Annotated in this window: 20 protein-coding genes and 1 tRNA gene; 11 read left to right on the top strand and 10 right to left on the bottom strand. The window is 66.3% G+C overall.

The window, feature by feature from the left end; all coding sequences use genetic code 11:
• Positions 1–80: 80 nt before the first annotated feature.
• Positions 81–1,637, top strand: coding sequence for a polyprenol phosphomannose-dependent alpha 1,6 mannosyltransferase MptB (mptB, locus tag QF036_RS15965; RefSeq protein WP_307103409.1), 1,557 nt, complete (start codon positions 81–83; stop codon positions 1,635–1,637).
• Here the strand turns inward: mptB and QF036_RS15960 are convergent.
• From QF036_RS15960 to QF036_RS15950, 3 genes are all read right to left on the bottom strand, one after another.
• Complete coding sequence (locus QF036_RS15960) at positions 1,630–2,316, bottom strand: DNA alkylation repair protein (RefSeq protein WP_307103406.1); 687 nt, start codon at positions 2,314–2,316, stop codon at positions 1,630–1,632. The two genes, mptB and QF036_RS15960, sit on opposite strands and share 8 nt — an antisense overlap.
• Before the next feature lie 71 nt (positions 2,317–2,387).
• Positions 2,388–3,002, bottom strand: a complete 615-nt coding sequence (locus QF036_RS15955; RefSeq protein WP_307103404.1) for a GNAT family N-acetyltransferase — start codon at positions 3,000–3,002, stop codon at positions 2,388–2,390.
• A 56-nt stretch (positions 3,003–3,058) separates the two neighbouring features.
• The gene (locus QF036_RS15950) at positions 3,059–4,150 is read right to left on the bottom strand and encodes a LacI family DNA-binding transcriptional regulator (protein ID WP_307103402.1); all 1,092 of its coding nucleotides are present in this window, start codon (positions 4,148–4,150) and stop codon (positions 3,059–3,061) included.
• Between the two features lie 175 nt (positions 4,151–4,325).
• Between QF036_RS15950 and QF036_RS15945 the strand changes: the two genes are divergently transcribed.
• From QF036_RS15945 to QF036_RS15930, 4 genes are all read left to right on the top strand, one after another.
• The gene (locus QF036_RS15945; RefSeq protein ID WP_307103400.1) at positions 4,326–5,495 is read left to right on the top strand and encodes a Gfo/Idh/MocA family protein; all 1,170 of its coding nucleotides are present in this window, start codon (positions 4,326–4,328) and stop codon (positions 5,493–5,495) included.
• Positions 5,495–6,709, top strand: coding sequence for a dihydrodipicolinate synthase family protein (locus tag QF036_RS15940; protein ID WP_307103398.1), 1,215 nt, complete (start codon positions 5,495–5,497; stop codon positions 6,707–6,709). Before QF036_RS15945 ends, QF036_RS15940 begins: the two co-directional genes overlap by 1 nt.
• Positions 6,706–7,563, top strand: coding sequence for a sugar phosphate isomerase/epimerase family protein (locus tag QF036_RS15935; RefSeq protein WP_307103396.1), 858 nt, complete (start codon positions 6,706–6,708; stop codon positions 7,561–7,563). Before QF036_RS15940 ends, QF036_RS15935 begins: the two co-directional genes overlap by 4 nt.
• Before the next feature lie 150 nt (positions 7,564–7,713).
• Positions 7,714–8,145 carry an SRPBCC family protein gene (locus QF036_RS15930; protein ID WP_307103394.1) on the top strand — a complete coding sequence of 144 codons (432 nt, stop codon included), beginning with the start codon at positions 7,714–7,716 and terminating at the stop codon, positions 8,143–8,145.
• A 24-nt stretch (positions 8,146–8,169) separates the two neighbouring features.
• Here QF036_RS15930 and QF036_RS15925 read toward each other — a convergent pair whose 3' ends face one another.
• Positions 8,170–8,652: a LapA family protein gene (locus QF036_RS15925; protein WP_307103392.1), complete on the bottom strand. Its 483-nt coding sequence runs from the start codon at positions 8,650–8,652 to the stop codon at positions 8,170–8,172.
• 957 nt (positions 8,653–9,609) lie between these two features.
• On the opposite strand from QF036_RS15925, the gene QF036_RS15920 reads away from it, so the two are divergent.
• Both QF036_RS15920 and QF036_RS15915 read left to right on the top strand, forming a co-directional pair.
• Complete coding sequence (locus QF036_RS15920) at positions 9,610–10,002, top strand: DUF6221 family protein (protein WP_307103390.1); 393 nt, start codon at positions 9,610–9,612, stop codon at positions 10,000–10,002.
• A 179-nt stretch (positions 10,003–10,181) separates the two neighbouring features.
• A complete protein-coding gene (locus QF036_RS15915) occupies positions 10,182–10,697 on the top strand; it encodes a site-specific integrase (protein ID WP_307103388.1) in 516 nt (171 codons plus the stop codon).
• Between the two features lie 501 nt (positions 10,698–11,198).
• Here QF036_RS15915 and QF036_RS15910 read toward each other — a convergent pair.
• A tRNA-Arg gene (locus QF036_RS15910) sits at positions 11,199–11,271 on the bottom strand.
• A gap of 210 nt (positions 11,272–11,481) precedes the next feature.
• On the opposite strand from QF036_RS15910, the gene QF036_RS15905 reads away from it, so the two are divergent.
• From QF036_RS15905 to ettA, 3 genes are read left to right on the top strand one after another with little or no spacing between them, the layout of a single operon-like run.
• A complete protein-coding gene (locus QF036_RS15905; protein ID WP_307103387.1) occupies positions 11,482–12,051 on the top strand; it encodes a single-stranded DNA-binding protein in 570 nt (189 codons plus the stop codon).
• A gap of 60 nt (positions 12,052–12,111) precedes the next feature.
• Entirely contained in the window at positions 12,112–12,645 is a 534-nt protein-coding gene (locus tag QF036_RS15900) for a DUF6993 domain-containing protein (RefSeq protein WP_307105948.1), read from the top strand.
• 43 nt (positions 12,646–12,688) lie between these two features.
• Positions 12,689–14,371 carry an energy-dependent translational throttle protein EttA gene (ettA, locus tag QF036_RS15895; RefSeq protein WP_307103385.1) on the top strand — a complete coding sequence of 561 codons (1,683 nt, stop codon included), beginning with the start codon at positions 12,689–12,691 and terminating at the stop codon, positions 14,369–14,371.
• An 89-nt stretch (positions 14,372–14,460) separates the two neighbouring features.
• Here the strand turns inward: ettA and QF036_RS15890 are convergent, their stop codons facing one another.
• Positions 14,461–15,432 (bottom strand): acyl-CoA thioesterase, encoded by a 972-nt coding sequence (locus QF036_RS15890; protein WP_307103384.1) that lies wholly within the window; start codon positions 15,430–15,432, stop codon positions 14,461–14,463.
• Between the two features lie 63 nt (positions 15,433–15,495).
• On the opposite strand from QF036_RS15890, the gene QF036_RS15885 reads away from it, so the two are divergent.
• On the top strand, positions 15,496–16,158 hold the full coding sequence (locus QF036_RS15885; protein ID WP_307103382.1) for a hypothetical protein: 663 nt from the start codon (positions 15,496–15,498) through the stop codon (positions 16,156–16,158).
• Positions 16,159–16,181: 23 nt separating this feature from the next.
• Here QF036_RS15885 and QF036_RS15880 read toward each other — a convergent pair whose 3' ends face one another.
• From QF036_RS15880 to pepN, 4 genes are all read right to left on the bottom strand, one after another.
• Complete coding sequence (locus QF036_RS15880) at positions 16,182–16,655, bottom strand: globin (RefSeq protein WP_307103380.1); 474 nt, start codon at positions 16,653–16,655, stop codon at positions 16,182–16,184.
• A 2-nt stretch (positions 16,656–16,657) separates the two neighbouring features.
• Complete coding sequence (locus QF036_RS15875; protein ID WP_307103378.1) at positions 16,658–17,320, bottom strand: mechanosensitive ion channel family protein; 663 nt, start codon at positions 17,318–17,320, stop codon at positions 16,658–16,660.
• A 107-nt stretch (positions 17,321–17,427) separates the two neighbouring features.
• On the bottom strand, positions 17,428–17,907 hold the full coding sequence (locus QF036_RS15870; protein ID WP_307103376.1) for an OsmC family protein: 480 nt from the start codon (positions 17,905–17,907) through the stop codon (positions 17,428–17,430).
• A gap of 10 nt (positions 17,908–17,917) precedes the next feature.
• Entirely contained in the window at positions 17,918–20,470 is a 2,553-nt protein-coding gene (pepN, locus tag QF036_RS15865) for an aminopeptidase N (protein WP_307103374.1), read from the bottom strand.
• Positions 20,471–20,604 lie beyond the last annotated feature (134 nt).

Genomic DNA, 20,604 nt, shown 5'->3' with positions numbered 1-20,604 from the left:
CTTGGCTGCAGATGGGGCAGCACGCCCACATGAGATATGCCTAAAGAGAATAGGCGCAGAAGAGATTGGACGATCCTGAGATGACGGCGCCTGTGCCTGCGATAGGGGAAACGGCCACCGGCACTTCCACGGACCCGGCCCGCCCGGAAGTGGACAACCCGCGCTCCCCGATCCTCTCCGGCTTCATCGGTTCCATGTTCCTGCTCACCGGCTCCCTCGGCGTCGGGTGGCTGGCGCCCGTCTCGGAGCTGCGGCGGATGCCGCTGTTCATTTGGATGCGAACCGAGGCGTTCGGCGTCGGGCTTTCCATTGTGCTGCTTGCGGTGGGCGGCATGCTGCTGGTCCGTGCGTGGCTCAGGCTTGGCCAGCACATCCACGTGTGGGGCCGCGAGGCCCGCAAAGCCACCCTGCAGGCTGTCGTCGCGTGGGGCCTTCCCATGATGTTCACCGTCCCGCTGTTCAGCCGGGACGTCTACGCGTACATCGGCCAGGGCCGGCTAATGGTGGAGGGCTTCAACCCGTACGAGAACGGCATCTCGGCGCTGTCCAACTACTTCCAGCTGGGCGCGGACAAGATGTGGACCGAGGCCCCGGTTCCCTACGGCCAGGTGTTTTTGTGGATCGAGCAGTTCGTGGTCTGGTCCACCAATGTCCACCCGGAAGCCAGCATCATGCTCTTCCGCCTGGCCGCCCTGGCGGGTGTGGCGCTCTGCATCGTCTACGTCCCCAAGCTTGCCGAACTGCACGGGGTCAACCCGCACCGTGCCCTGTGGCTGACGGCGGCGAATCCGCTCTTCCTGACCAACTTCATCGCCAGCGTCCACAACGATTCGCTCATGATCGGGCTCGCCCTCGCTGGCTTGTACTACTGCGCCACGCGGCGGGTCATTTTCGGCATTGTCCTCGTCACGGCCTCCATCGCGGTGAAACCGATCACCGTGGTGTTCCTTCCGTTCATCGGCCTGCTGTGGGCCGGCAAGGGAGCCAGCTGGCCCCGGAAGTTTGTGTTCTGGGGTCTGACGGCCGGGATCAGCGTTGCCCTGCTCTACGCAATGAGCCTGGTCAACGGCTTCGGGTTCGGCTGGATCAACGGCCTCTCGGCGCCCGGCAGCGTCTGGATCTGGTACGCCCCCGTGGGGCTGCTCGGCCTGGTGGTCGCATCCATCGCCAACGCGTTCAGCCTGGACGGCTGGGGGCTGGCCAAGTGGGTGTACGACGCCGGCAAGCTCCTTGCCGTGGGCATCGTCGCCTGGCAGATTTTCCGCGGTGAACACGACCGCCTCATGCGCCGCCTGACGCTCGCCTTCGCGGCTGTTGTGGTGCTGGCGCCCATGATCCAGTCCTGGTACGTGGTGTGGCTGATCCCGCTGTTCGCCGTCACGGGCATCCGCGACGACTGGCAGGTCAAGGCCCTGTACTTCATCGTTTCCTTCTTCATGGTCTATGCCATCTCGGACCAGCTGGAGGTCTTTCCCTACCTGCAGACAGACGACCTGGGCCTCGCCCTGGCGCTGGCCCGCAACGCAGCCGCCATCATCGCCCTGCTGTTTGCGCTGTACCTGATCTTTCTGGACCGCAGCACCAAGCTGCTTTTCAGCAAGGCGGACCAGCCTGTCACGGTACGCCCCGTTATATGACCTGAAGGTTTTTCAGGGCTTCCCTGCGCGAGAGCGGGCTGAGCGACGGGCCGTTACGTGCCACGAACTCCAGGACCCATTCCGGGTCGGTTTTGGCGTACTCACGCAACGCCCACCCGATGGCCTTGCGGATAAAGAATTCCTTGTCGGCCATGTTCGCCTCGATCACGGCAGTGAGCAGGCCGGTGTCCGTCTGGACTTTGGCTCCCAGCTGTGCCGTGATCGACGCCCGCCGGATCCAGAAGTCCCGGTCGACGCTCCACTGGAGCAGTACGCGGGTTAGTTCCTCCCGGTGGGCCTTGAGCAGGGCGCCGATCCGATGGGACACCCCGTCCACATAGTCCCAGGATGATCCGGTTCGGATGATCTCCTCATACACCGGAAGCATCAGCGGGTCTCCGGCCACGCTTCGCAGCCCGGTCAGGTCGATCGCAGCATAGCGTTCCTCGCGGTAGAGGGCGTCACGCCACAGGACAAGCACCGTTGACCGCAGGTCGTCGGCGGTTTCAAAGGGATGGGCGGCGGCCACGGCCTTGGCTGTTCGGCGCACCTCCGGCACACGGACGCCAAGGGATGGTGTTGCGGACTTCATGTAGGCCTGCGCCGCGGCGCCGCGTCCGGGGTCTGCCGCCGCCCGCAGTTCGGAGCGAATCAACGCCAGGACCGCTTCATTTGCCATGCTGCCAAGATAGCCGGTCCTTGAAACCCGGAGTGCGGAGCCCGGGGCCGAGGTTGCCGCTGCCGTCCGCGTCATCCCACCTGCAGGCGCACAACGGCGCGCCCGGGTACAGCGTCGCTGACCACCTCGAAGCCGGCGGCCAGGAACAGCCCGAGCGTCCCCTGGTAGAGGTCCGCCGGCCCGGCCTTCGGCCGTTGCGCGGGATCCACCGGATACCCCTCCACGACAGCGGCACCGTTGGCCCGTGCGTGGTCGACGGCGGCAGCGAGCAGGGCGGCGGCCACGCCGCTGCGCCGGTGGCCGGGGGCGACGACGAAACAGCTCACCGACCACACACTCTTTGCGCCGCTGTCATCCTCTGTGACTGCCGCGCCAGCAGCCTTGAACACCTGGGAACGGAGGATCCGCGGGTAGCACCCGCGCGGTTCCACGGCGCACCAGCCGACGGCGGAACCACCGCGGTACGCCAGGACCCCCGGTGCCGGCCCGCCGCCGTCGAACTTGTCTTTCAGCTGTGCCTTGCGGCCAGCGGGAGGCGTGGCAGCGAAGCCGGCCCCCGGCAGGGCAAAGAACCGGCACCAGCAGCGTGAGGGCTCACCGCGGACGCCGAACAGTTGCTCCACAGCGGGCCACTCGGCGGCCGCGGTGGTGATGCCGCCCGCTGCCTCCTGTGCGGGGTCTGTCATGGCCGCCTTCCCTTGCCGCCGGGGACTGTCCAGCTGCGGGACTGTCTTTCCTGAATCTATGAAGCCGGTTCGCCGGCCGGCTCGGTGCTCCGGCGGAGTGTCACTTCGCCGGTGACCCCGACGGTGGCGGCGGCCGTTTGGCCGGGACCCGCGCCGGGCACTGCCAGCCTGCCGATCTCCTCCAGGGGCAGGCGGACAGTGGAGAGGGCCGGCCGGAAGTCGCGCAGGGTTTCGATGTCGTCAAACCCGGCGATGGCGGCGTCCCGGGGGATCCGCAGCCCTTGGGAACGCAGCGCGGCCGTGGCCCCGATCGCCATGACGTCGTTGACGGCGAAGATACAGAGCCGCGCCTGTCTGGCGTCAGGACCGGCCTCGCCGCTGCCGCCGGGCGCGCCGATGCGGGCTGCGAGTTTCAGGCCCGCCTCGTAACCGCCCGTGCGGTCGAATCCCGTGTGCAGGACGTCCGCCGGCGGCAGCCCCGCATCCGCCAGGCCGCGCTGGAAGCCGCGAACCCGGTCGTCGGAGGTCAGGAGCCCCTCCGGACCGGCGACGATCACGAACTCCCCGGCGTGCGAGGCGGCCAGCTCCCGGGCGAGTGCGGCCGCGAGATCCTCGTTGGGAACCTCAACCACGTGATAGCCCTCGTCGGATTCGGCGCCCACCACGGCGTGGCCCACCACGCCCACCCGGCCGCCGTTCCGGCAGTAGCGGTCGAGCTCGGCGGCCAGTTCGGCGTTGCCTTGCCTGTCGGCCGTCCGGGCAGACCGCGACCCGGCGATCACTATCGAGTCGGCCCGGCGCGCGGCAAACGCTGCCACGGCCGCCCGCTCGTCGGCGGGGCTGCCCGCCGTGGTGGCCAGCAGCACCATCTTGTTCTGGTGCCGGGCGGCGGTCTGGACGCCGCGGGCGATGGCCGAGAAGTAGGGGTCGGCAATGTCGTGCACGATGAGCCCGATGAGGCCGGAGCTTGACTTGGCGAGGCCCTGGGCCTGGGCGTTGGGGATGTAGCCCAGGGAGTCCGCCGCCTTCCGGACACGCTCCGCGATGTCAGGCCCGGGGGTCCTGGCCGAACCGTTCAGGACCCGGCTGGCGGTGGCAGGGGAGACTCCGGCCAGGCGGGCTACTTCGGTCAGCGTGCTTGCAGCCACAGGCGCAACTCCTCTTCAACAGGCCCCAGCTTCGGGAAACTCGGCTGGTGCCCACATTATCGCAGTTGCAGAAAAGTCTGGAAAGCGCTTGCCAGATTGGCTCCGGTTCTGCACTATAGAAGCAGCGGGAACGCGCTTTCCCGATTTGCTATCCACCACGAAAGAATGAGGACTCATGGGTTTCGAAACAAAGACGATCCGTATCGCCATGAACGGCATCACCGGCCGGATGGGCTACCGCCAGCACCTGCTGCGCTCCATCCTCCCGATCCGCGACGCCGGCGGCTTCACCCTGGAGGACGGCACCAAAGTCCAGGTCGAGCCGATCCTCGTCGGTCGCAACGAAGCGAAAATCCGCGAACTCGCAGAGCTCCACAAGATTTCGGAATGGACCACCGACCTTGACGGCGTGATCAACGATCCCACTGTCGACGTCGTCTTCGATGCCTCCATGACCAGCCTGCGGGCGGCGACCCTGAAGAAGGCCATGTCGGCCGGCAAGCACATTTTCACCGAGAAGCCGACGGCGGAAACCCTGGAGGAGGCCATCGAGCTGGCCCGCATAGGCAAGGAAGCCGGGGTTACCGCCGGTGTCGTGCACGACAAGCTCTACCTCCCCGGCCTGGTCAAGCTGCGCCGCCTTGTGGACGAAGGGTTCTTCGGCCGGATCCTGTCCATCCGCGGCGAATTCGGCTACTGGGTCTTCGAAGGCGACGTGCAGGCGGCCCAGCGCCCGTCCTGGAACTACCGCAAGGAGGACGGCGGCGGAATGACCACGGACATGTTCTGCCACTGGAACTACGTCCTGGAAGGCATCATCGGCAAGGTCAAGAGCGTCAATGCCAAGACCGCCACCCACATCCCTACGCGGTGGGACGAGGCCGGCAACGAGTACAAGGCAACTGCTGACGACGCCTCGTACGGCATCTTCGAACTGGTTACCCCGGGCGGAGACGACGTCATCGGCCAGATCAACTCCTCCTGGGCCGTCCGGGTCTACCGTGACGAACTGGTGGAGTTCCAGATCGACGGCACGCACGGTTCCGCCGTCGCCGGTTTGAACAAGTGCGTTGCGCAGCAGCGGGCCCACACGCCCAAGCCTGTCTGGAACCCGGACCTTCCGGTCACCGAATCCTTCCGCAGCCAGTGGCAGGAAGTCCCGGCGAACGCTGAGCTGGACAACGGCTTCAAGCTGCAGTGGGAAGAGTTCCTGCGCGACGTCGTCGCCGGCCGCGAGCACCGCTTCGGGCTGCTCTCCGCCGCCCGCGGCGTGCAGCTAGCCGAACTCGGCCTGCAGTCCAGCGACGAACGCCGCACCATCGACATCCCGGAGATCACGCTCTGATGACGTCACTGATCCTTCCCACGTCCGACGGCGGAACCCGGGAGTACCGCCTCCGCTCCGCCACCACCTGGGCCAAACCGACGGCACCGCTGACATCACGCCGGGCGTACGCGGCCGCCCACGTCATCCCCGAGGTCACCGCCGACAACACCCCCGGCGCCCCGGCACGTCTCGACTGGGAGGCCACCCTGGCCTACCGGCACGAGCTCTGGTCCTACGGGCTGGGGGTCGCCGACGCGATGGACACCGCCCAGCGCGGCATGGGCCTGGACTGGCCCGCCACCCAGCAGCTGATCAAGCGCACCGGGGCGGAGGCGGCCTCCGTGGTTTCCGCCGGCGGGACCGCCACGGCCGGCATGACTGTCCGGGACCTCGTGGCCTGCGGTGCCGGCACCGACCAGCTGGATCTCGCCACACTGCCGTCCGGCGAAGCCGGCCTGCAGGCTGTCCTCGCCGCCTACCGCGAGCAGGTCGCCGTCGTCAGCGAGGCCGGGCCCAAGGTGATCCTCATGGCCTCCCGGGCACTGGCCCGGGTGGCGTGCGGTCCCGAGGACTACCTGAAGGTCTACTCCACGCTGCTGCGGGAGGCCGACCAGCCCGTCATCCTGCACTGGCTCGGCACCATGTTCGACCCCGCACTGGCCGGCTACTGGGGCTCGGACGACGTCTCCGTGGCCACGGAGACCTTCCTTTCGCTCATCCGCGAGAATGCGGACAAGGTGGACGGCGTCAAGGTCTCCCTGCTGGACGCATCGCATGAGGTGGCGCTGCGGGCAGCCCTTCCCGAGGGTGTCCGCCTCTACACCGGCGACGACTTCAACTACCCGGAACTGATCGACGGCGACGGCACCCTCCACTCAGACGCCCTGCTGGGGATCTTCGCGGCAATCTATCCGGCCGCGTCCGCGGCGCTGCAGAGCTACGACGCCGGAGATGCCGCCAAAGCGCGTGCCATCCTGGACTCCACCCGGGAACTTGGCAAGCACATCTTCAGCGCCCCCACGTTCTACTACAAGACCGGGATCGCCTTCCTGTCCTGGCTCAACGGCAAGCAGCCGGGATTCCAGATGGTGGGCGGGCTGCACTCGGGCCGTTCCGTGGTGCACCTGGCGAAGACCTTCGAACTGGCCGACGAAGCCGGGCTGCTGAAGGACCCCGCCCTCGCAGCGTTCCGGATGTCCGATTTCCTTCGCATCAACGGAGTGGGAGTATGACCTTCAATTCAGAACCGTCCCCTTTTTCACGGCTGTCCCTCAACAGCGCCACCACCAAGAAGTGGACGCTCGCCGAGGCCGTTGACGGCTGTGCCCGTGCAGGCATTCCCGCCATCGGGCCCTGGCGGGACGTCGTGGCCGACGCCGGGCTGGACAAGGCGGCGAAGCTGATCAGGGACGCCGGGCTGCGGGTTTCCTCGCTGTGCCGCGGCGGGTTCCTCACGGCTCCGGACGCCGACGGGCAGGCGGCAGCGCTCGCCGACAACAGGGCCGCGATCCTCGAGGCCGTTGCGCTCGACACACAGGAACTGTTCCTCGTGGTCGGGGGTCTGGCGGCGGGGGAGAAGGACGTCGTGGCTGCCCGCCAGCGCGTGGCCGACCGGCTCGGGGACCTCGTCCCGTTCGCCGTTGAGCACGGCGTCCGGCTGGTGCTGGAACCCCTGCACCCCATGTACGCCGCCGACCGCGCGCTCATCTCCACGCTGGGGCAGGCGCTGGACCTGGCGGCGCCGTACGACGCCCGGGCTGTGGGGGTCGCCGTCGACACCTTCCACGTCTGGTGGGACCCGGAACTGAAAGCCCAGATCGAGCGCGCCGGCAGGGAGAACCGGATCGCCTCCTACCAGGTGTGCGACTTCAACCTTCCGATCGCGGCGGACGCGTTGCTTTCCCGCGGCATGATGGGCGACGGCGTGATTGACTTCGCCACGATCAGCACCTGGGTCCGGGACGCCGGCTACACCGGCGACATCGAAGTGGAAATCTTCAACCAGGAGATCTGGGACGCCGACGGCGACGCGGTCCTGGCCAGGATGAAGGACCGGTACGCCGAACTGGTGCAGCCCTTCGCCTAAACCCCGGCAAGAACCTGGCAGAAGCAGAGGTCCGGTCCCCGACACGGGACCGGACCTCGCCCTGTCTGGCCCTCGGCCACTGTGCCCTTACTGCTGGTGCCCTTACTTCGGTGTCTGTCCGCGGGTAGGGTGGCGCCAGGAGGGGAAAGCATGGACAAACAATTCAGGGACGCCGAGGCGAACATTGTTGTCGCCGCACAGCCGGAGCGGGTTTGGCAGGCACTGACGGAGCCGGCCGACGTCAAGGAATACTTTCTCGGCACGCATGTCACATCCAGCTGGCGGGAAGGTGAACCTGTGACGTTCCAGGGGGAGTGGCAGGGCAAGTCCTACCGGGACAAGGGGACCGTGCTGGAAGTCCGCCCCAATGAACTTCTGCGCATCACCCACTACAGCCCCTTGTCGGGTCTGCCCGACGAGCCGGACAACTATCACACCGTGGAGTACAGCCTGGAGCCCGTGGCGGAGGGCACGCGGGTCAGCATCACCCAGGGCAACAACAAGAGTGATGGCGAGGCCGCGGAGTCGGAAAAACTTTGGGGCATGGTGCTTGGCAACCTCAAGGAGTACCTGGCGGACTGACTGCGTGGTCTGGGGCTTGCCGCTCTACCGCTGTCGGCCGGCCTGCACCCTGCGCCGGTGCGCTGCAGCGCGCAACTGGATGATCCGGGCTGCGCCGGCCATCGCGACGAGCACACCTCCGCCCACTGCGGCGATGAAGAGGGACATCCCTAGCGACACTGCTCCCTCCAGGCCGAAGAACTTCACCTGGACGAGTTCCTGGTTCTGCAGGATGAAGGCGATCAGCAGCACCAGGACCACCAGCGCCGAGGCCACTGCCGCCCAGATCATCCCGGCACGGGTCACGCGCCGATCGGGCTCGGCCGCGCCGGGCTGCGGCGGCGTGGTTCCGTTGTAACCCGGGATGGCGGCGGTGCCGGGATGGCGGCCCGCCGCGCCGGTACCTGCGGCCGCTCCTGCCGGTGCCGCTTCAGGGGGCACTGCGGAGCCTGGCTGACCTGCCGCGGGGCTCGAGGGCCGGGGCGTCTCCGGATTGGCGGGGCTGTCGCCCGGCTGGCTGTGCTGCATGTGGGTGTTCCTTCCTCGACTGTTGGTCCAGGTTGGCCGGCCTGTGCGCATCGCCGGCGCCCAGTCCGATCATAGGCACAGTCTGCGCCTAATAGTAAGCATGCTTTGCAATTACTGATGGGCAAAGAAAAACACCCCGGTCCGAAGACCGGGGTGTCCCTGATGATCCGATGCATGGGGGAAGCCTTTGCCGGCCGGAAGGCCTAAGCCTCCGCTGAGAACTGAGAAGCCCCCTCCAGTGTGAACTGGTCCGGGGCTTCTTGCTGCGGAAAACTTGAGGTTTCCTTGATATGAGGTGCGTATAGTCCTTTGAGCCGGGCGCCACTACACGCCTTCTGTGGCTTCGGTAGGTGGCCCGCTCTGCCCCCAATCGGGGCGGGCCACCACTCCTTAGCGGGGCGCTGGTGGCTCTTTGAGGCCGTTCCTGAGGGTTTCTGGCCTTCTGCCTCTCCGTCCCTATCCGGGCACTCCTTGCCTGCGTCACAGGCACTGACGGCGTCTTGCGCGACATTGCCTTGAACTCTCCAATGTCTGCCCTGCTGAACCGGATGTCGGTCGGGGTGATCCTGAGATGCGACCACCCTGAGACGCGAGCATAGATGGTGCTCGGCGACAGCTTGAACATTTCCGCCACTTCCTTGACGGCGAAAACCTCGTCGTCCATGGGCCCTGGATCTTAGCGTTATGCCTCCGTCCCACTGGGGCCAAAAAATAAGCAACCTCCGCAGCTGGGGGGCAATTGCGGAGGTTGCCACTGATAACGCTACCCAGCTCTCAGTTAGTCACTCAACTTGATAAGCCTGCTGGTCAGTTATCCGGCTGTTCATCAGCCTGTCGTATCATCCGGTTACCGTCGCCGTAACGGGTCTCGATGTATCTACGGCTTCGGTGGGTGGCCCGCTCCTGTCTGGGGGAATGAGCGGGCCACCGCACCCTATTGGGTGGCAGGATGAAGGCATGGACATCATTGGTTTCCTGGAAGCCCGGATCAGTGAAGACGAAGCTGTCGCCCAGGCAGCTTCCCCTGCGCCCTGGGGATGGTTCGGGGAAGCAGGAACCCCCGCGTCAGCGCTCTATTCGGCGGACGAGAAAGCTGTTCTCGACGCCTACGCAGACCACGCACCCGGGTACCTCGCCTGCAAACCCGAAGACCGGCTCTACATCGCCCAGTTTAACCCCGGCCGGATCCTTGCTGAATGTGTGGCCAAGCGGCAGATGCTGGCCAACATCCCGCTCGTTACTGATATCGACAGCGAGGTTGGCGGAACCAGCGAATTCGTCCTCATGTGCATGGCCTCGCCGTACAGGGACCACCCCGACTACCAGGAAGGCTGGGCAATCGAGCTCTGAGTGCTCTACCCTCGCATCGGGAAGAACAGTGGCCTCGCCGCCGCCGACGCCTTCGACTAGGGAATGACCACTCGAATGAAGAGGCGACCGCGCTGCGGGCCGGCCTCTACCAATGGCGGCTCGACTCTAGTCCCCGCGGCCGAAAGCGGCCGAATGACCTGCTTGATGTCGTCGACGTCATGCTCGGCACTGGCGCCCGTATTGGCGAAGCCCTGGCGCTCAGGTGGAAGGACGTCGATCTAAGGGCTGAGCGCCCAACGCTCACCGTCACAGGAACCGTCATCGATGTGCCGGGGGAGGGGGTGACAATTCAAGAGCACCCAAAGTCCACCAACTCACGGCAACGATACTTCCTGCCGCCCTTCGCCGTGGAGATGCTCATGCGTCGTCAAGTCCAACAGCTCGGGGCAAACCCATGGGACGTGGTCTTCCCTTCGTCCACGGGCACCTTGCGGGACCCTGGCAACTTCCGCAAGCAATGGCGCTCGGCCCGTGATGACATCGGATTCCAGTGGGTTCCTCCGCACACGTTCCGCAAGTCGGTCGGCATCCTTTTGGCCAACGCCGAGGGTATGGCGTCGGCCTCCGCGCAGCTGGGCCACTCGAATGAGCAGATCACAAGCCGACACTACGTCCAGAAGACGCACGAGGCCCCGGACATGACCGCGCTTCTTCAAGCGTTCGGTGGGCAATGAGCTCGAAGCGGGAGGAATGGATCCGCGAGCTCGTTGAGCGCTTTCTGGTGATCGCCGAGTTGCCAGAGGCCAAGGCGCATGCCGGGTCCTTCAAATTTCCTCGAGGCTTATGCACTTGGGCATCCTTCGCCCTGGGGCACTTGCTGGCCGAGCGCGAACCGCAGGCTGGCTGGCACATTGTGAACGCGAGCGGCCCGAGTGGAATCCAGGGGCACGACTGGCTGGAGGACGGGGATCTGGCCATAGACGTGACTGCTCACCAGTTCCACGGGATTCAACCATACGTTGGAGTTGCACCGCCCCGTTGCCTTCTGGCTATCGGAGGCGCCAGAGGATCGAACTGGGGACGTGGGGGCCGGCGCACGCGGAGGCACTGGAGACGATTCGGGGTCTCTTGTAGGCTCACCCAGCGGTGGGTAAGCGGTGGATTGCTGAAATGATAGGCAAAAAGGAGAAGCGGCCCTGACAAGCGTTTTCGCAGGTCAGGGCCGCTTTTCTCTGCGCCCCAGGAGGGAATCGAACCCCCGACCGGCGGATTAGAAGGCCGCTGCTCTATCCCCTGAGCTACTGGGGCAATGGCTGGCCGGCACATTGCTGGCGCGTAAAAAGTCTACATTGACTTGCGCGCCAGCAGCGTCAGGCGCCCCGCTGATTCCCCTTTGCGCCCCGGGACTTGCCGTTCCGGTTTTCCACATACGGAACATCGGCTCTCGCTGTCCCGCTGCTGCCGGTTGATGCTTGGAATGCCTGCAAGGGGCACGACAATTCGAGACAGGACACCAAGATGACCGACACCATTACTGTCCGCGGCTTCGTTGCCACGGAGATCCGCAGTTCCACCACTCCAGGGGGCGTCCCCACCGCTTCGTTCCGCCTCGGTTCTGCCGAACGGCGGTACGACCGCGCCGCCAACGCCTGGGTGGACGGCAACATCAACTGGTTCACCGTCCAGGGGTACAGGCAGTTGGCCGGAAACATGGGCTGCAGCATCAAGAAGGGCCAGCGCGTCATCATCGTGGGCAAGCTGAAAATGCGCAGCTGGGAGAAGGACGGCCGCATCTACCACGATGCCGAAATCGACGCCGACGCCGTGGGCCACGACCTCAAATGGGGCACCGCCAACTTCATCCGCAATTCCGGCAACCCGCAGGCCGCCGACGCCTTTGGTCCCGCTAACGGCGACCGCAGCGCTTCCGGGTCCTCGGCTGTGGATGGGGATGGAGCCGACGAGGACCGGGAGGAAGATGACGAATCCGATGAAGACCCGGCCGCAGCAGGCATCTTCGTGGACGGTGCCGGCGACGAGTTGCGGCTCGATGCGGAAACGGGCGAACTCACTGGAGCGGCTGCCTGAGCGCCGGTGGCGTGCGGCACCGCACCCCCTGGCGGTGCCGCATGGCAGAATGGCAGCGTGATGCGAGCGATGACACTCCGGCGGAACAGGGCATTCCGCGGCGAGGCAACCGGTGCCCGGGGAAATGCCAAGGGCGTTGCCGGCCGGCTCGCATTGGCGGCTGTATTGCTGTCGGCGCTCGCCGCCTGCACGGCACCAGGGGATCAGGCGGCCGGGCAGTCAGCCACGGCGGCATCGGCCTCGGCGCCGGCAAAACCGCCGGCATCTGCGGCGGCCACCAAAGCGTCCGCGGCTGCGGAGACCACGGCCAAGCTGCAGCAGACCATGACCGACGTCCTGGGAAGCGTTGTCGCGGCCAATTCCAAACCTGCGACGGCGGACATCACCTCGGCCCTCACAGCGGCGGGTGTTCCGGCGCGGAACCTTGAGGTATCGGCGGGGCGCACACCTACCGGACTCGACGTGGATTCCATGGAAGCGGCGGCGGTCCAGGGCAAGGAATGTGTGATCGGCCAGATCCGGGATGGAAAGGTGACCGTGGCCGTGCTGCCGGCACTGTCGAACGGGAAGTGCTTCGTAGGCGCCCCGGCCTGACGCGAATGTGAGATATGCCCGCCAACCCACTAGATTTGGAACCATGGCGGAATTTATCTACACAATGACCAAGGCCCGAAAGGCTGTTGGCGAAAAACTTATTCTCGACGACGTAAGCATGTCCTTCTTCCCGGGCGCCAAGATCGGTGTAGTCGGCCCCAACGGTGCCGGTAAGTCCACCATCCTGAAAATCATGGCCGGCCTGGACACCCCCTCAAACGGCGAAGCCCGGCTGAGCCCCGGCTACACCGTGGGCATCCTGCTGCAGGAGCCGCCGCTGAACGAGGAGAAGACCGTCCTGGGCAACGTCCAGGAAGGCGTGGGCGAGATCTACGCCAAGATCCAGCGCTTCAACGCCATCTCCGAGGAGATGGCCAGCCCGGACGCAGACTACGACTCACTCCTCGAGGAGATGGGCCACCTGCAGGAAGCCATCGACTCCGCCGACGCCTGGGACCTGGACTCCCAGCTCGAGCAGGCCATGGACGCCCTCCGCTGCCCGCCGGCCGACGCGGATGTCACCCTGCTCTCCGGCGGTGAGCGCCGCCGCGTGGCGCTCTGCAAGCTGCTCCTGCAGAAGCCGGACCTCCTGCTGCTTGACGAGCCCACCAACCACCTCGACGCCGAGAGCGTGCTGTGGCTGGAACAGCACCTCTCCTCCTACGAGGGCGCAGTCCTCGCCGTCACCCACGACCGGTACTTCCTGGACCACGTCGCCGAATGGATCGCCGAGGTGGACCGCGGCCACCTGTACCCCTACGAGGGCAACTACTCCACCTACCTGGAGAAGAAGCGCGCCCGCCTCGAAATCCAGGGCAAGAAGGACGCCAAGCAGGCCAAGCGGCTCTCCGAGGAACTCGAATGGGTCCGCTCCAACGCCAAGGGCCGGCAGACCAAGTCCAAGGCACGTCTGGCCCGCTATGAGGAAATGGCTGCCGAGGCTGACCGCACCCGGAAGCTGGACTTCGAAGAGATCCAGATCCCGCCGGGACCGCGCCTTGGCGGCCTGGTCCTGGAAGCCAAGAACCTGCAGAAGGGCTTCGACGACCGCACCCTGATCGACGGCCTGTCCTTCTCCCTGCCACGCAACGGCATCGTCGGCGTCATCGGCCCGAACGGTGTGGGCAAGTCCACGCTGTTCAAGACCATCGTGGGCCTTGAGCCCCTCGACGGCGGTGAGCTGAAGATCGGCGACTCGGTCAAGATCTCCTACGCCGACCAGAGCCGCGGCGGCATCGACCCCAACAAGACCCTCTGGGAGGTCGTGTCCGACGGCCTGGACTTCATCCAGGTGGGCAACGTTGAAATGCCGTCCCGCGCCTACGTTGCGGCGTTCGGGTTCAAGGGACCGGACCAGCAGAAGAAGGCAGGCGTGCTCTCCGGTGGTGAGCGCAACCGCCTGAACCTGGCGCTGACCCTCAAACAGGGCGGAAACCTGCTCCTGCTCGACGAACCGACCAACGACCTCGACGTCGAAACCCTCAGCAGCCTGGAAAACGCGCTGCTGGAGTTCCCGGGCTGCGCCGTCGTGGTCTCCCACGACCGCTGGTTCCTGGACCGGGTGGCCACCCACATCCTCGCCTACGAAGGTGACGAGGAGAACCCGTCGAAGTGGTACTGGTTTGAGGGCAACTTCGAATCCTACGAGGAGAACAAGGTGCAGCGCCTCGGCCCCGACGCTGCCAAGCCGCACCGCGTCACGCACCGCCGCCTGACCCGCGACTAATCACGCGCTGGGCATGAAAAGGCCGGCCCCCGGGCTGATCTGGTTGAACAGATCAAACCCGGGGCCGGCCTTTTCGTATGCGGAGTACGTCAGGCCTTGCGCATCTGGTGCTGCAGGATCTTGGTCTGCACGGCGCCGGCCACCTTGCTCTTGATGTCCGTCGGCACCCGGACCATGCCCTCCTGCGCTACGGATGCCACGTGCAGGCCCTCCCGGTTGAAGATCTTGCCGGTCGCCAGGCCCCGCGCTCCCTGGGCGCTGGGCGATTCCTGCACGTAGAGGAGCCACTCGTCAACGCGCACGGGACGGTGCCACCACATGGCGTGGTCGAGGCTCGCCACGCTCATGCCCGGCGTGATCCAGCTCAGCCCGTGCTTGCGGAGAATCGACTCCAGCAGCGTGTAGTCGCTGGCGTAGGCCAGGGCGGCACGGTGTGTGTTGGCGTTGTCCGGCATGGGGCTGAAGGTCTTCATCCACACGGCGTTGCGCGCTTCCTTCTTCCCCGTGGCCGCCACATACAGTGCGGGATCCACATGGCGGATGTCGAAGGGCCGTTCATACGCCCAGTGCCGGGCGACGGGGTGGTCGAACTTGCCCAGCAGGTCAGCCGTGCTGGGCAGCGTGTCCGGATCGGGAATGCCGGCAGGCATCTCGGACTGGTGTTCAATGCCGTCATCCCCGGCCTGGAAGGAGGCGATCATGGACAGAATCGGCGTGCCGTCCTGGTAGGCGTGCACGCGCCGGGCCGAGAACGAGCGGCCATCCCGCAGCCGCTGGACGCCGAAAGTGATGGGCTTGTTCGCATCGCCCGGCCGGAGGAAGTAGCCGTGCATGGAATGGACGGTGCGGTCCTCGTCCACGGTACGCATTCCCGCGACCAGCGACTGGGCCAGGACCTGGCCGCCGAAGACGCGCTGGTGCGGCTGGCGCTGCGACGGACCCATGAAAATGTCCTCGTCGGTGCGGGCGCCTTCCAGCTCGCCGAGGTCAAGCAGTTCCAGGAGGGAGTTCGTGGGGTCATTCGTGGGCAAGGCCTGTAATCCGGCGTCCGCTTCAGTCATGGTTTGACTCTAGACGGCGCCCCGGCACCGCTCAACCGAGCCCCAGCCGGTAGTGTTCTTAACGTGTCTGATCTTCTAACCCAGTCCTTCCGCTTCGCCGACCCCCGCGACCTCGCCGATCTGAAGACCTTTGTCACCCGCGCCAAGGCCATCGATGACGGCGCCATCCGGCTGCAGGCGGCCGGCACGGTACTGGCAGCCTACGTCTGCATTCTGCGCCCCCGGATCCTGGGGGAGTCCACCCCCACGATTCTCGGCCTGCGTACCATGGGACTGGCCGAGGCGTCCGCCGTTGACGTCACGGTTCCGCTCGCAGCCGTCCTGGACCGGCTGGCCCGCGCCGGGGAGAACGACGCCGATCTTCCGGTCCCGCCGTCGACCGTTACCGAATCATGGGCCGGCGTGGGCGCGCCGCGCAGCGGCTGGGAACTGGTGGACACCGTGCCCGATGCCGAACTGCGGCAGGTTGCCGAAGCCGGCATCGCCGAAGTGGCAGGCATTGTCCCCGACAAGCCCGGAGCCATGATCGTGAACAATGCCCGGGCCGCCGTCTGGGGACGCGGGCTGGAGGGACGGCACGGCGTGCCGGCGGGAGCGGCGTTCGCCGCCCTCGCCCTGGGTTTCCTGGGCGAGGGCGAACAGAAGCTGTACCGTTCCGGGCGCTGGTTCCGGCTCAGCGGCAGCCGCGGACACGTGCTGGCGCGGACGGGCGCCGGCCTGCTCTAGGCTGCCGGGAGTAGCCGCCGGCGCTAGCCCTGGGCGTCGGACGGGCTGTTCACCATGGACAGAGCCGCGCGTTCCATGTAATCCCACAGCGTGCCCTCATACAGCGGCGGCAGGTCCAGGGAATCGACCGCCGTCCGCATGTGGTGCAGCCACCGGTCCTTGGCCTCGGGCGTCACCCGGAACGGCATGTGGCGCATCCGCAGCCGGGGATGGCCGCGCTCCTCGCCGTAAGTGGTGGGGCCGCCCCAGTATTGCTCCAGGAACATCAGGAACCGCCGCTTGGCCGGGCCCAGATCCTCTTCCGGATACATGGGGCGCAGCAGCGGATCGGTGGCGACGCCGTCGTAAAAGACGTCGATGAGCTTCACGAACGTCTCGTGGCCGCCGACGGCGTCGTAGAAGTTGTCCGTGTAACCCGGCTGGCTGAAGGGGTCGTTGCGCATCAGCGGCTTGCGGACGCCCGGCTCCGGCGGGGTGGGAAGGGATGGAATGGTCATGGCTACTCTCCGGCCTTCTGCTGGGGTGCGTGCTCGGCTTCCACGGCTGTTTCCTCTGGCTCCGCCGGGGGCACGTAGTTGCCCTGCGACCGGTTGCCTACGCGGAGGATCTCACCGTTGCGGAGGTACCAGATGGCGCCGTTTTCGTCGCGGACGCGCGTGATCCTCAGCCCGATCGACTCCACGATGCCCACTACCTCGCTGGTTTCAATGGTGTCGCCGATGCCGTACTGGTCCTCGATGGTGATGAAGATCCCGGCGAGGAAGTCCCTGATCAGTTGCTGGGCGCCAAAGCCGATGGCGATACCGAGGATTCCCACGCTGGTCAGCAGCGGCGCCACGTCGACGTCGAGATTCTTCAGGATGTAGATGCTGGTGATGACCGCGATGACCACGCCGATGCCGCTCTTCAGCAGCGAGCCAATCGTTTGGGCCCGCTGCACGCGCCGCTCATGGTCCAGGGCGCGCAACGCTGGAGCCACCCAGCGGAAGTGCGGCTTCTTGAACAGTGTCGTGCCGTTCGCCACGCGCCGGGTGATCCTGGCGATCAGGAAACTCGCGATCAGCCACAGGACGATGCCTGCGCCGAGGCTGATGGCCACGCCGGCCAGGTCAAGTCCGGTGGGCTCCAGTGAGGCCGAGGGCGTTGTGAACATGCTGTACATCTGCAGGAAGGCTCCTTGCTGCTGTCCGGCGGCGGCCGGTTTCCTCGCTTACCGGGGAAGCCGGGCGCTCTTTGGTCACCTTTAAGCCTAGCCGGGTCTGCCGCTGGCTAAGGACTTCCGGCTGTGGTAACGGGAGCGTGCAGTACGGGGAAATTTACGCTACGGGCAATGAAACACACCTGATTGGCCTCATGATGCATCTGCTCCGCCAACGCAACGTGCCCGGGATCCGCGACCGTCACCTGGGGGCGGAGGGTGACGGTTTCGAACTGGCCGCTGCCGTCGCGGTTCAGCCGCATCGTGCCGGTGGCGTTGTCCTCATAGGACAGGACCACCACCCCATGCCTCACCGCGACGTGCAGGAAGGAGAGCATGTGGCACTGTGCCAGCGCGGCCAGCAGCAGCTGCTCGGGGTTGTACCGGGAGCGGTCCCCATGAAAGGTGGGGTCGGCCGAGCCCTGCAGGACCGGCAGCCCGGGAATCTCGATGTCGTGGTCGCGGGAGTAGTCCCGGTAGGACGACGTGCCGTTTCCCAGGTTGCCGGTCCAGCGGACCGTTAACGCGTAGTGGTGTTCGTCGAGAGCCATTGGTTCCGTCCTAGACATCCGCCGCGCGGGCCCGCAGCGCCCGGACCACGCCGTCGCGGTTTTCGAGCATCATCCGGCGCAGCGCAGCGCTCTCCTCCGGCAGGGACGCCAGGAACTCGTCGGTCCGGTCCACGGTGGCCTGGCTGGTCAGCTGCGCCGGGTACAGCCCGATGACGATCTGCTGGGCCAGCGCATGTGTCCGTTCGGCGACGATCCCGGGCACGGCCTCGAAGTACTTCTCCGAGTACGGCTCGAGCAGTGCTGTGTCCAGCACCCGCGTGAAGCCGGCGACGGCCGAGGCCTGGATGGCGTTGGAGAGATCGCCTTTGACCACGATCGACTCCCAGGCCTCCGCCTTGGCCTCCGGGGTGGGGATGGCAGCCTTGGCCAGCGCAGCCGCGTTCTGACCGCTGGAGGTGTTGTCCCGCTCCAGTTCCGCGTCGATGTCCGCCTGGTCCAGCCTGCCGCCGGCCACGAGGGCAGCCACGAGCTCCCACCGGAGATCCTGGTCCACGGTCAGCCCGGCCAGGGTGACCGAGCCGTCCAGCAGCCCGGCGATTTGGTCCAGCTGCTGCCCGCTGCGGGCCAGGAGCGCGAACGACTTGACGAACTGGAGCTGGGCGTCCGACCCGCCCGGCACGTCCCTTGCCAGTTCCCAAAGACGGTCGACGGCGGCAACGGTGGTGGCTTCGCGGTGCTCCTCAGCCACGTAGAAAGTGAGCGTCGTGGCCAGCTGCCGCAGCTGCACCAGGATCACCGAGGAATCAGATTCGGAGGCGATGTTGGCCAGGATCAGGTCCACGTATCCGCGGGCGGGGCTTTCCCCGTCCCGTGCGGCGTCCCAGGCCGAGCCCCACACCAGGGTCCGCGGCAGGCTCTCCCGGAAGTCCTTCAGGTGCGCCGTGGCCGTGGCGAGGGACTGCTCGTCCAGGCGCACCTTGGCGTAGGCGAGGTCATCGTCGTTGAGCAGGATCAGGTCCGGCCGCTTGAGGCCGGCCAGTTCCGGCACTTCGGTGCGTTCGCCGTCGACGTCCAACTCCTCACGGTGCACCCGCTCCAGCGTGCCCTCGTCGGTGAGGTCATAGAACCCCACTGCCAGGCGGTGCGGCCTGATGGTGGGCTGCTCGGCAACCGCGGACTGGAGGATGGCGAAGGACGTGATGGTGCCGTCCGCATCCACTGCCAGCTCCGGCTTGAGCGAGTTCACGCCGGCCGTTTCCAGCCACAGGCGGCCCCACTGGTCCAGGTCGCGTCCGCTGGCCTTCTCCAGCTCGATCATCAGGTCGCCGAGCTCGGTGTTCCGCCAGGAATGCTTGGCAAAGTATTCGCGCACGCCGGCCATGAACTTGTCCGGCCCTACCCAGGCCACAAGCTGCCGCAGCACGGAGGCGCCCTTGGCGTAGGTGATGCCGTCGAAGTTCACCTCGACGTCATGCAGGTTGTTGATTTCGGCGAAGATCGGGTGGGTCGTGGGGAGCTGGTCCTGGCGGTAGGCCCACGACTTTTCCACCGAGGCGAACGTGGTCCAGGCGCTCTGGAACTTGGTGTTCTCCACTGCGGCCAGGTGGGACATGTATTCGGCGAAGGACTCGTTGAGCCAGAGGTCGTTCCACCAGCGCATGGTCACGAGGTCGCCGAACCACATGTGGGCCAGTTCGTGCAGCACGGTGATGGCGCGCCGTTCCACCTGCGCCTCCGGGACCTTGCCGCGGAAGACGTAGCCCTCGAGGATGGTGACCGCGCCGGCGTTTTCCATGGCGCCGGCGTTGAACTCCGGCACAAAGAGCTGGTCGTACTTCTCAAATGGGTACGGGCAGCCGAACTCGGCCTGGAAGAACTCGAATCCCTGCCGGGTGAGCTCAAAGATGTTGTCCGCGTCCAGGTACTGCATCAGGGACTTGCGGGCGAAGACGCCCAGCGGCACAACGCGGCCATCCGAACTGGTGACGTCGCTGCGCACCGACTGGTACGGCCCGGCGATCAGCGCGGTGACGTAGGAGGACAGGCGGGGCGTGGGCGTGAAGTCCCAGACCGAGCGGGCGGCGCCGTCGTTCCCCGGCGTAGCCGCCACCGGCTCCGGCGTCGGGGAATTGGAGATGACATCCCAGTGCGAGGGCGCGGTGACCTGGAACCGGAAGGTGGCCTTGAGGTCGGGCTGTTCAAAGACGGCGAACATCCGGCGCGAGTCCGGCACCTCGAACTGCGTGTACAGGTACACCTCGCCGTCCACCGGGTCCACGAAGCGGTGCAGGCCTTCGCCGGTGTTCATGTAGGGGGCGTCCGCCACCACGGTCAGCTCGTTGTCCGACTCAAGGTCCGGCAGTAGGATCCGGACGCCGTCGGACACCTCGGCGGGATCCAGTTCGCGGCCGTTCAGCGTCACGCTGTGGACGGCATCCGTCACGGCATCGATGAACGTCGACGATCCGGGCGTCGCCGTGAACCTGACGGCGGTGGTGGAACCGAAGACAGTCTCACCCTTGGTCAGGTCGAGGCTGACATCGTAGGAGTCGACGGCGATCAGGGCGGCGCGCTCGCGTGCTTCGGCGCGGGTCAGGTTCATGCCTGGCAAGGTTGTGCCTCCAGAGGTTGTGGTGGCCGGACTGGCCCGGCCCGCGGGCTGCTGCGCCCGGTGTTCACGAGCGCAGTTTGCATCACTGTGAAGCCATTGTTTCATTTCGGCGCCGCTTGGCAAGT

The organism is Arthrobacter globiformis, assembly GCF_030817195.1.
Lineage (GTDB): Bacteria > Actinomycetota > Actinomycetes > Actinomycetales > Micrococcaceae > Arthrobacter > Arthrobacter globiformis_D.
This window is presented reverse-complemented; position numbering and strand designations above follow the sequence as displayed.

Excerpts from the sequence above, each read along its gene's own strand:
- QF036_RS15945 (WP_307103400.1), top strand. The coding sequence starts at position 4,326 with ATGGGTTTCGAAACAAAGACGATCCGTATCGCCATGAACGGCATCACC.
- QF036_RS15890 (WP_307103384.1), bottom strand. The coding sequence starts at position 15,432 with ATGACTGAAGCGGACGCCGGATTACAGGCCTTGCCCACGAATGACCCC.
- pepN (WP_307103374.1), bottom strand. The coding sequence starts at position 20,470 with ATGAACCTGACCCGCGCCGAAGCACGCGAGCGCGCCGCCCTGATCGCC.
- QF036_RS15875 (WP_307103378.1), bottom strand. The coding sequence starts at position 17,320 with ATGTACAGCATGTTCACAACGCCCTCGGCCTCACTGGAGCCCACCGGA.
- QF036_RS15935 (WP_307103396.1), top strand. The coding sequence starts at position 6,706 with ATGACCTTCAATTCAGAACCGTCCCCTTTTTCACGGCTGTCCCTCAAC.
- mptB (WP_307103409.1), top strand. The coding sequence starts at position 81 with ATGACGGCGCCTGTGCCTGCGATAGGGGAAACGGCCACCGGCACTTCC.
- QF036_RS15930 (WP_307103394.1), top strand. The coding sequence starts at position 7,714 with ATGGACAAACAATTCAGGGACGCCGAGGCGAACATTGTTGTCGCCGCA.
- ettA (WP_307103385.1), top strand. The coding sequence starts at position 12,689 with ATGGCGGAATTTATCTACACAATGACCAAGGCCCGAAAGGCTGTTGGC.
- QF036_RS15925 (WP_307103392.1), bottom strand. The coding sequence starts at position 8,652 with ATGCAGCACAGCCAGCCGGGCGACAGCCCCGCCAATCCGGAGACGCCC.
- QF036_RS15905 (WP_307103387.1), top strand. The coding sequence starts at position 11,482 with ATGACCGACACCATTACTGTCCGCGGCTTCGTTGCCACGGAGATCCGC.
- QF036_RS15915 (WP_307103388.1), top strand. The coding sequence starts at position 10,182 with ATGCTCGGCACTGGCGCCCGTATTGGCGAAGCCCTGGCGCTCAGGTGG.
- QF036_RS15880 (WP_307103380.1), bottom strand. The coding sequence starts at position 16,655 with ATGACCATTCCATCCCTTCCCACCCCGCCGGAGCCGGGCGTCCGCAAG.
- QF036_RS15955 (WP_307103404.1), bottom strand. The coding sequence starts at position 3,002 with ATGACAGACCCCGCACAGGAGGCAGCGGGCGGCATCACCACCGCGGCC.
- QF036_RS15920 (WP_307103390.1), top strand. The coding sequence starts at position 9,610 with ATGGACATCATTGGTTTCCTGGAAGCCCGGATCAGTGAAGACGAAGCT.
- QF036_RS15940 (WP_307103398.1), top strand. The coding sequence starts at position 5,495 with ATGACGTCACTGATCCTTCCCACGTCCGACGGCGGAACCCGGGAGTAC.
- QF036_RS15870 (WP_307103376.1), bottom strand. The coding sequence starts at position 17,907 with ATGGCTCTCGACGAACACCACTACGCGTTAACGGTCCGCTGGACCGGC.
- QF036_RS15960 (WP_307103406.1), bottom strand. The coding sequence starts at position 2,316 with ATGGCAAATGAAGCGGTCCTGGCGTTGATTCGCTCCGAACTGCGGGCG.
- QF036_RS15900 (WP_307105948.1), top strand. The coding sequence starts at position 12,112 with ATGCGAGCGATGACACTCCGGCGGAACAGGGCATTCCGCGGCGAGGCA.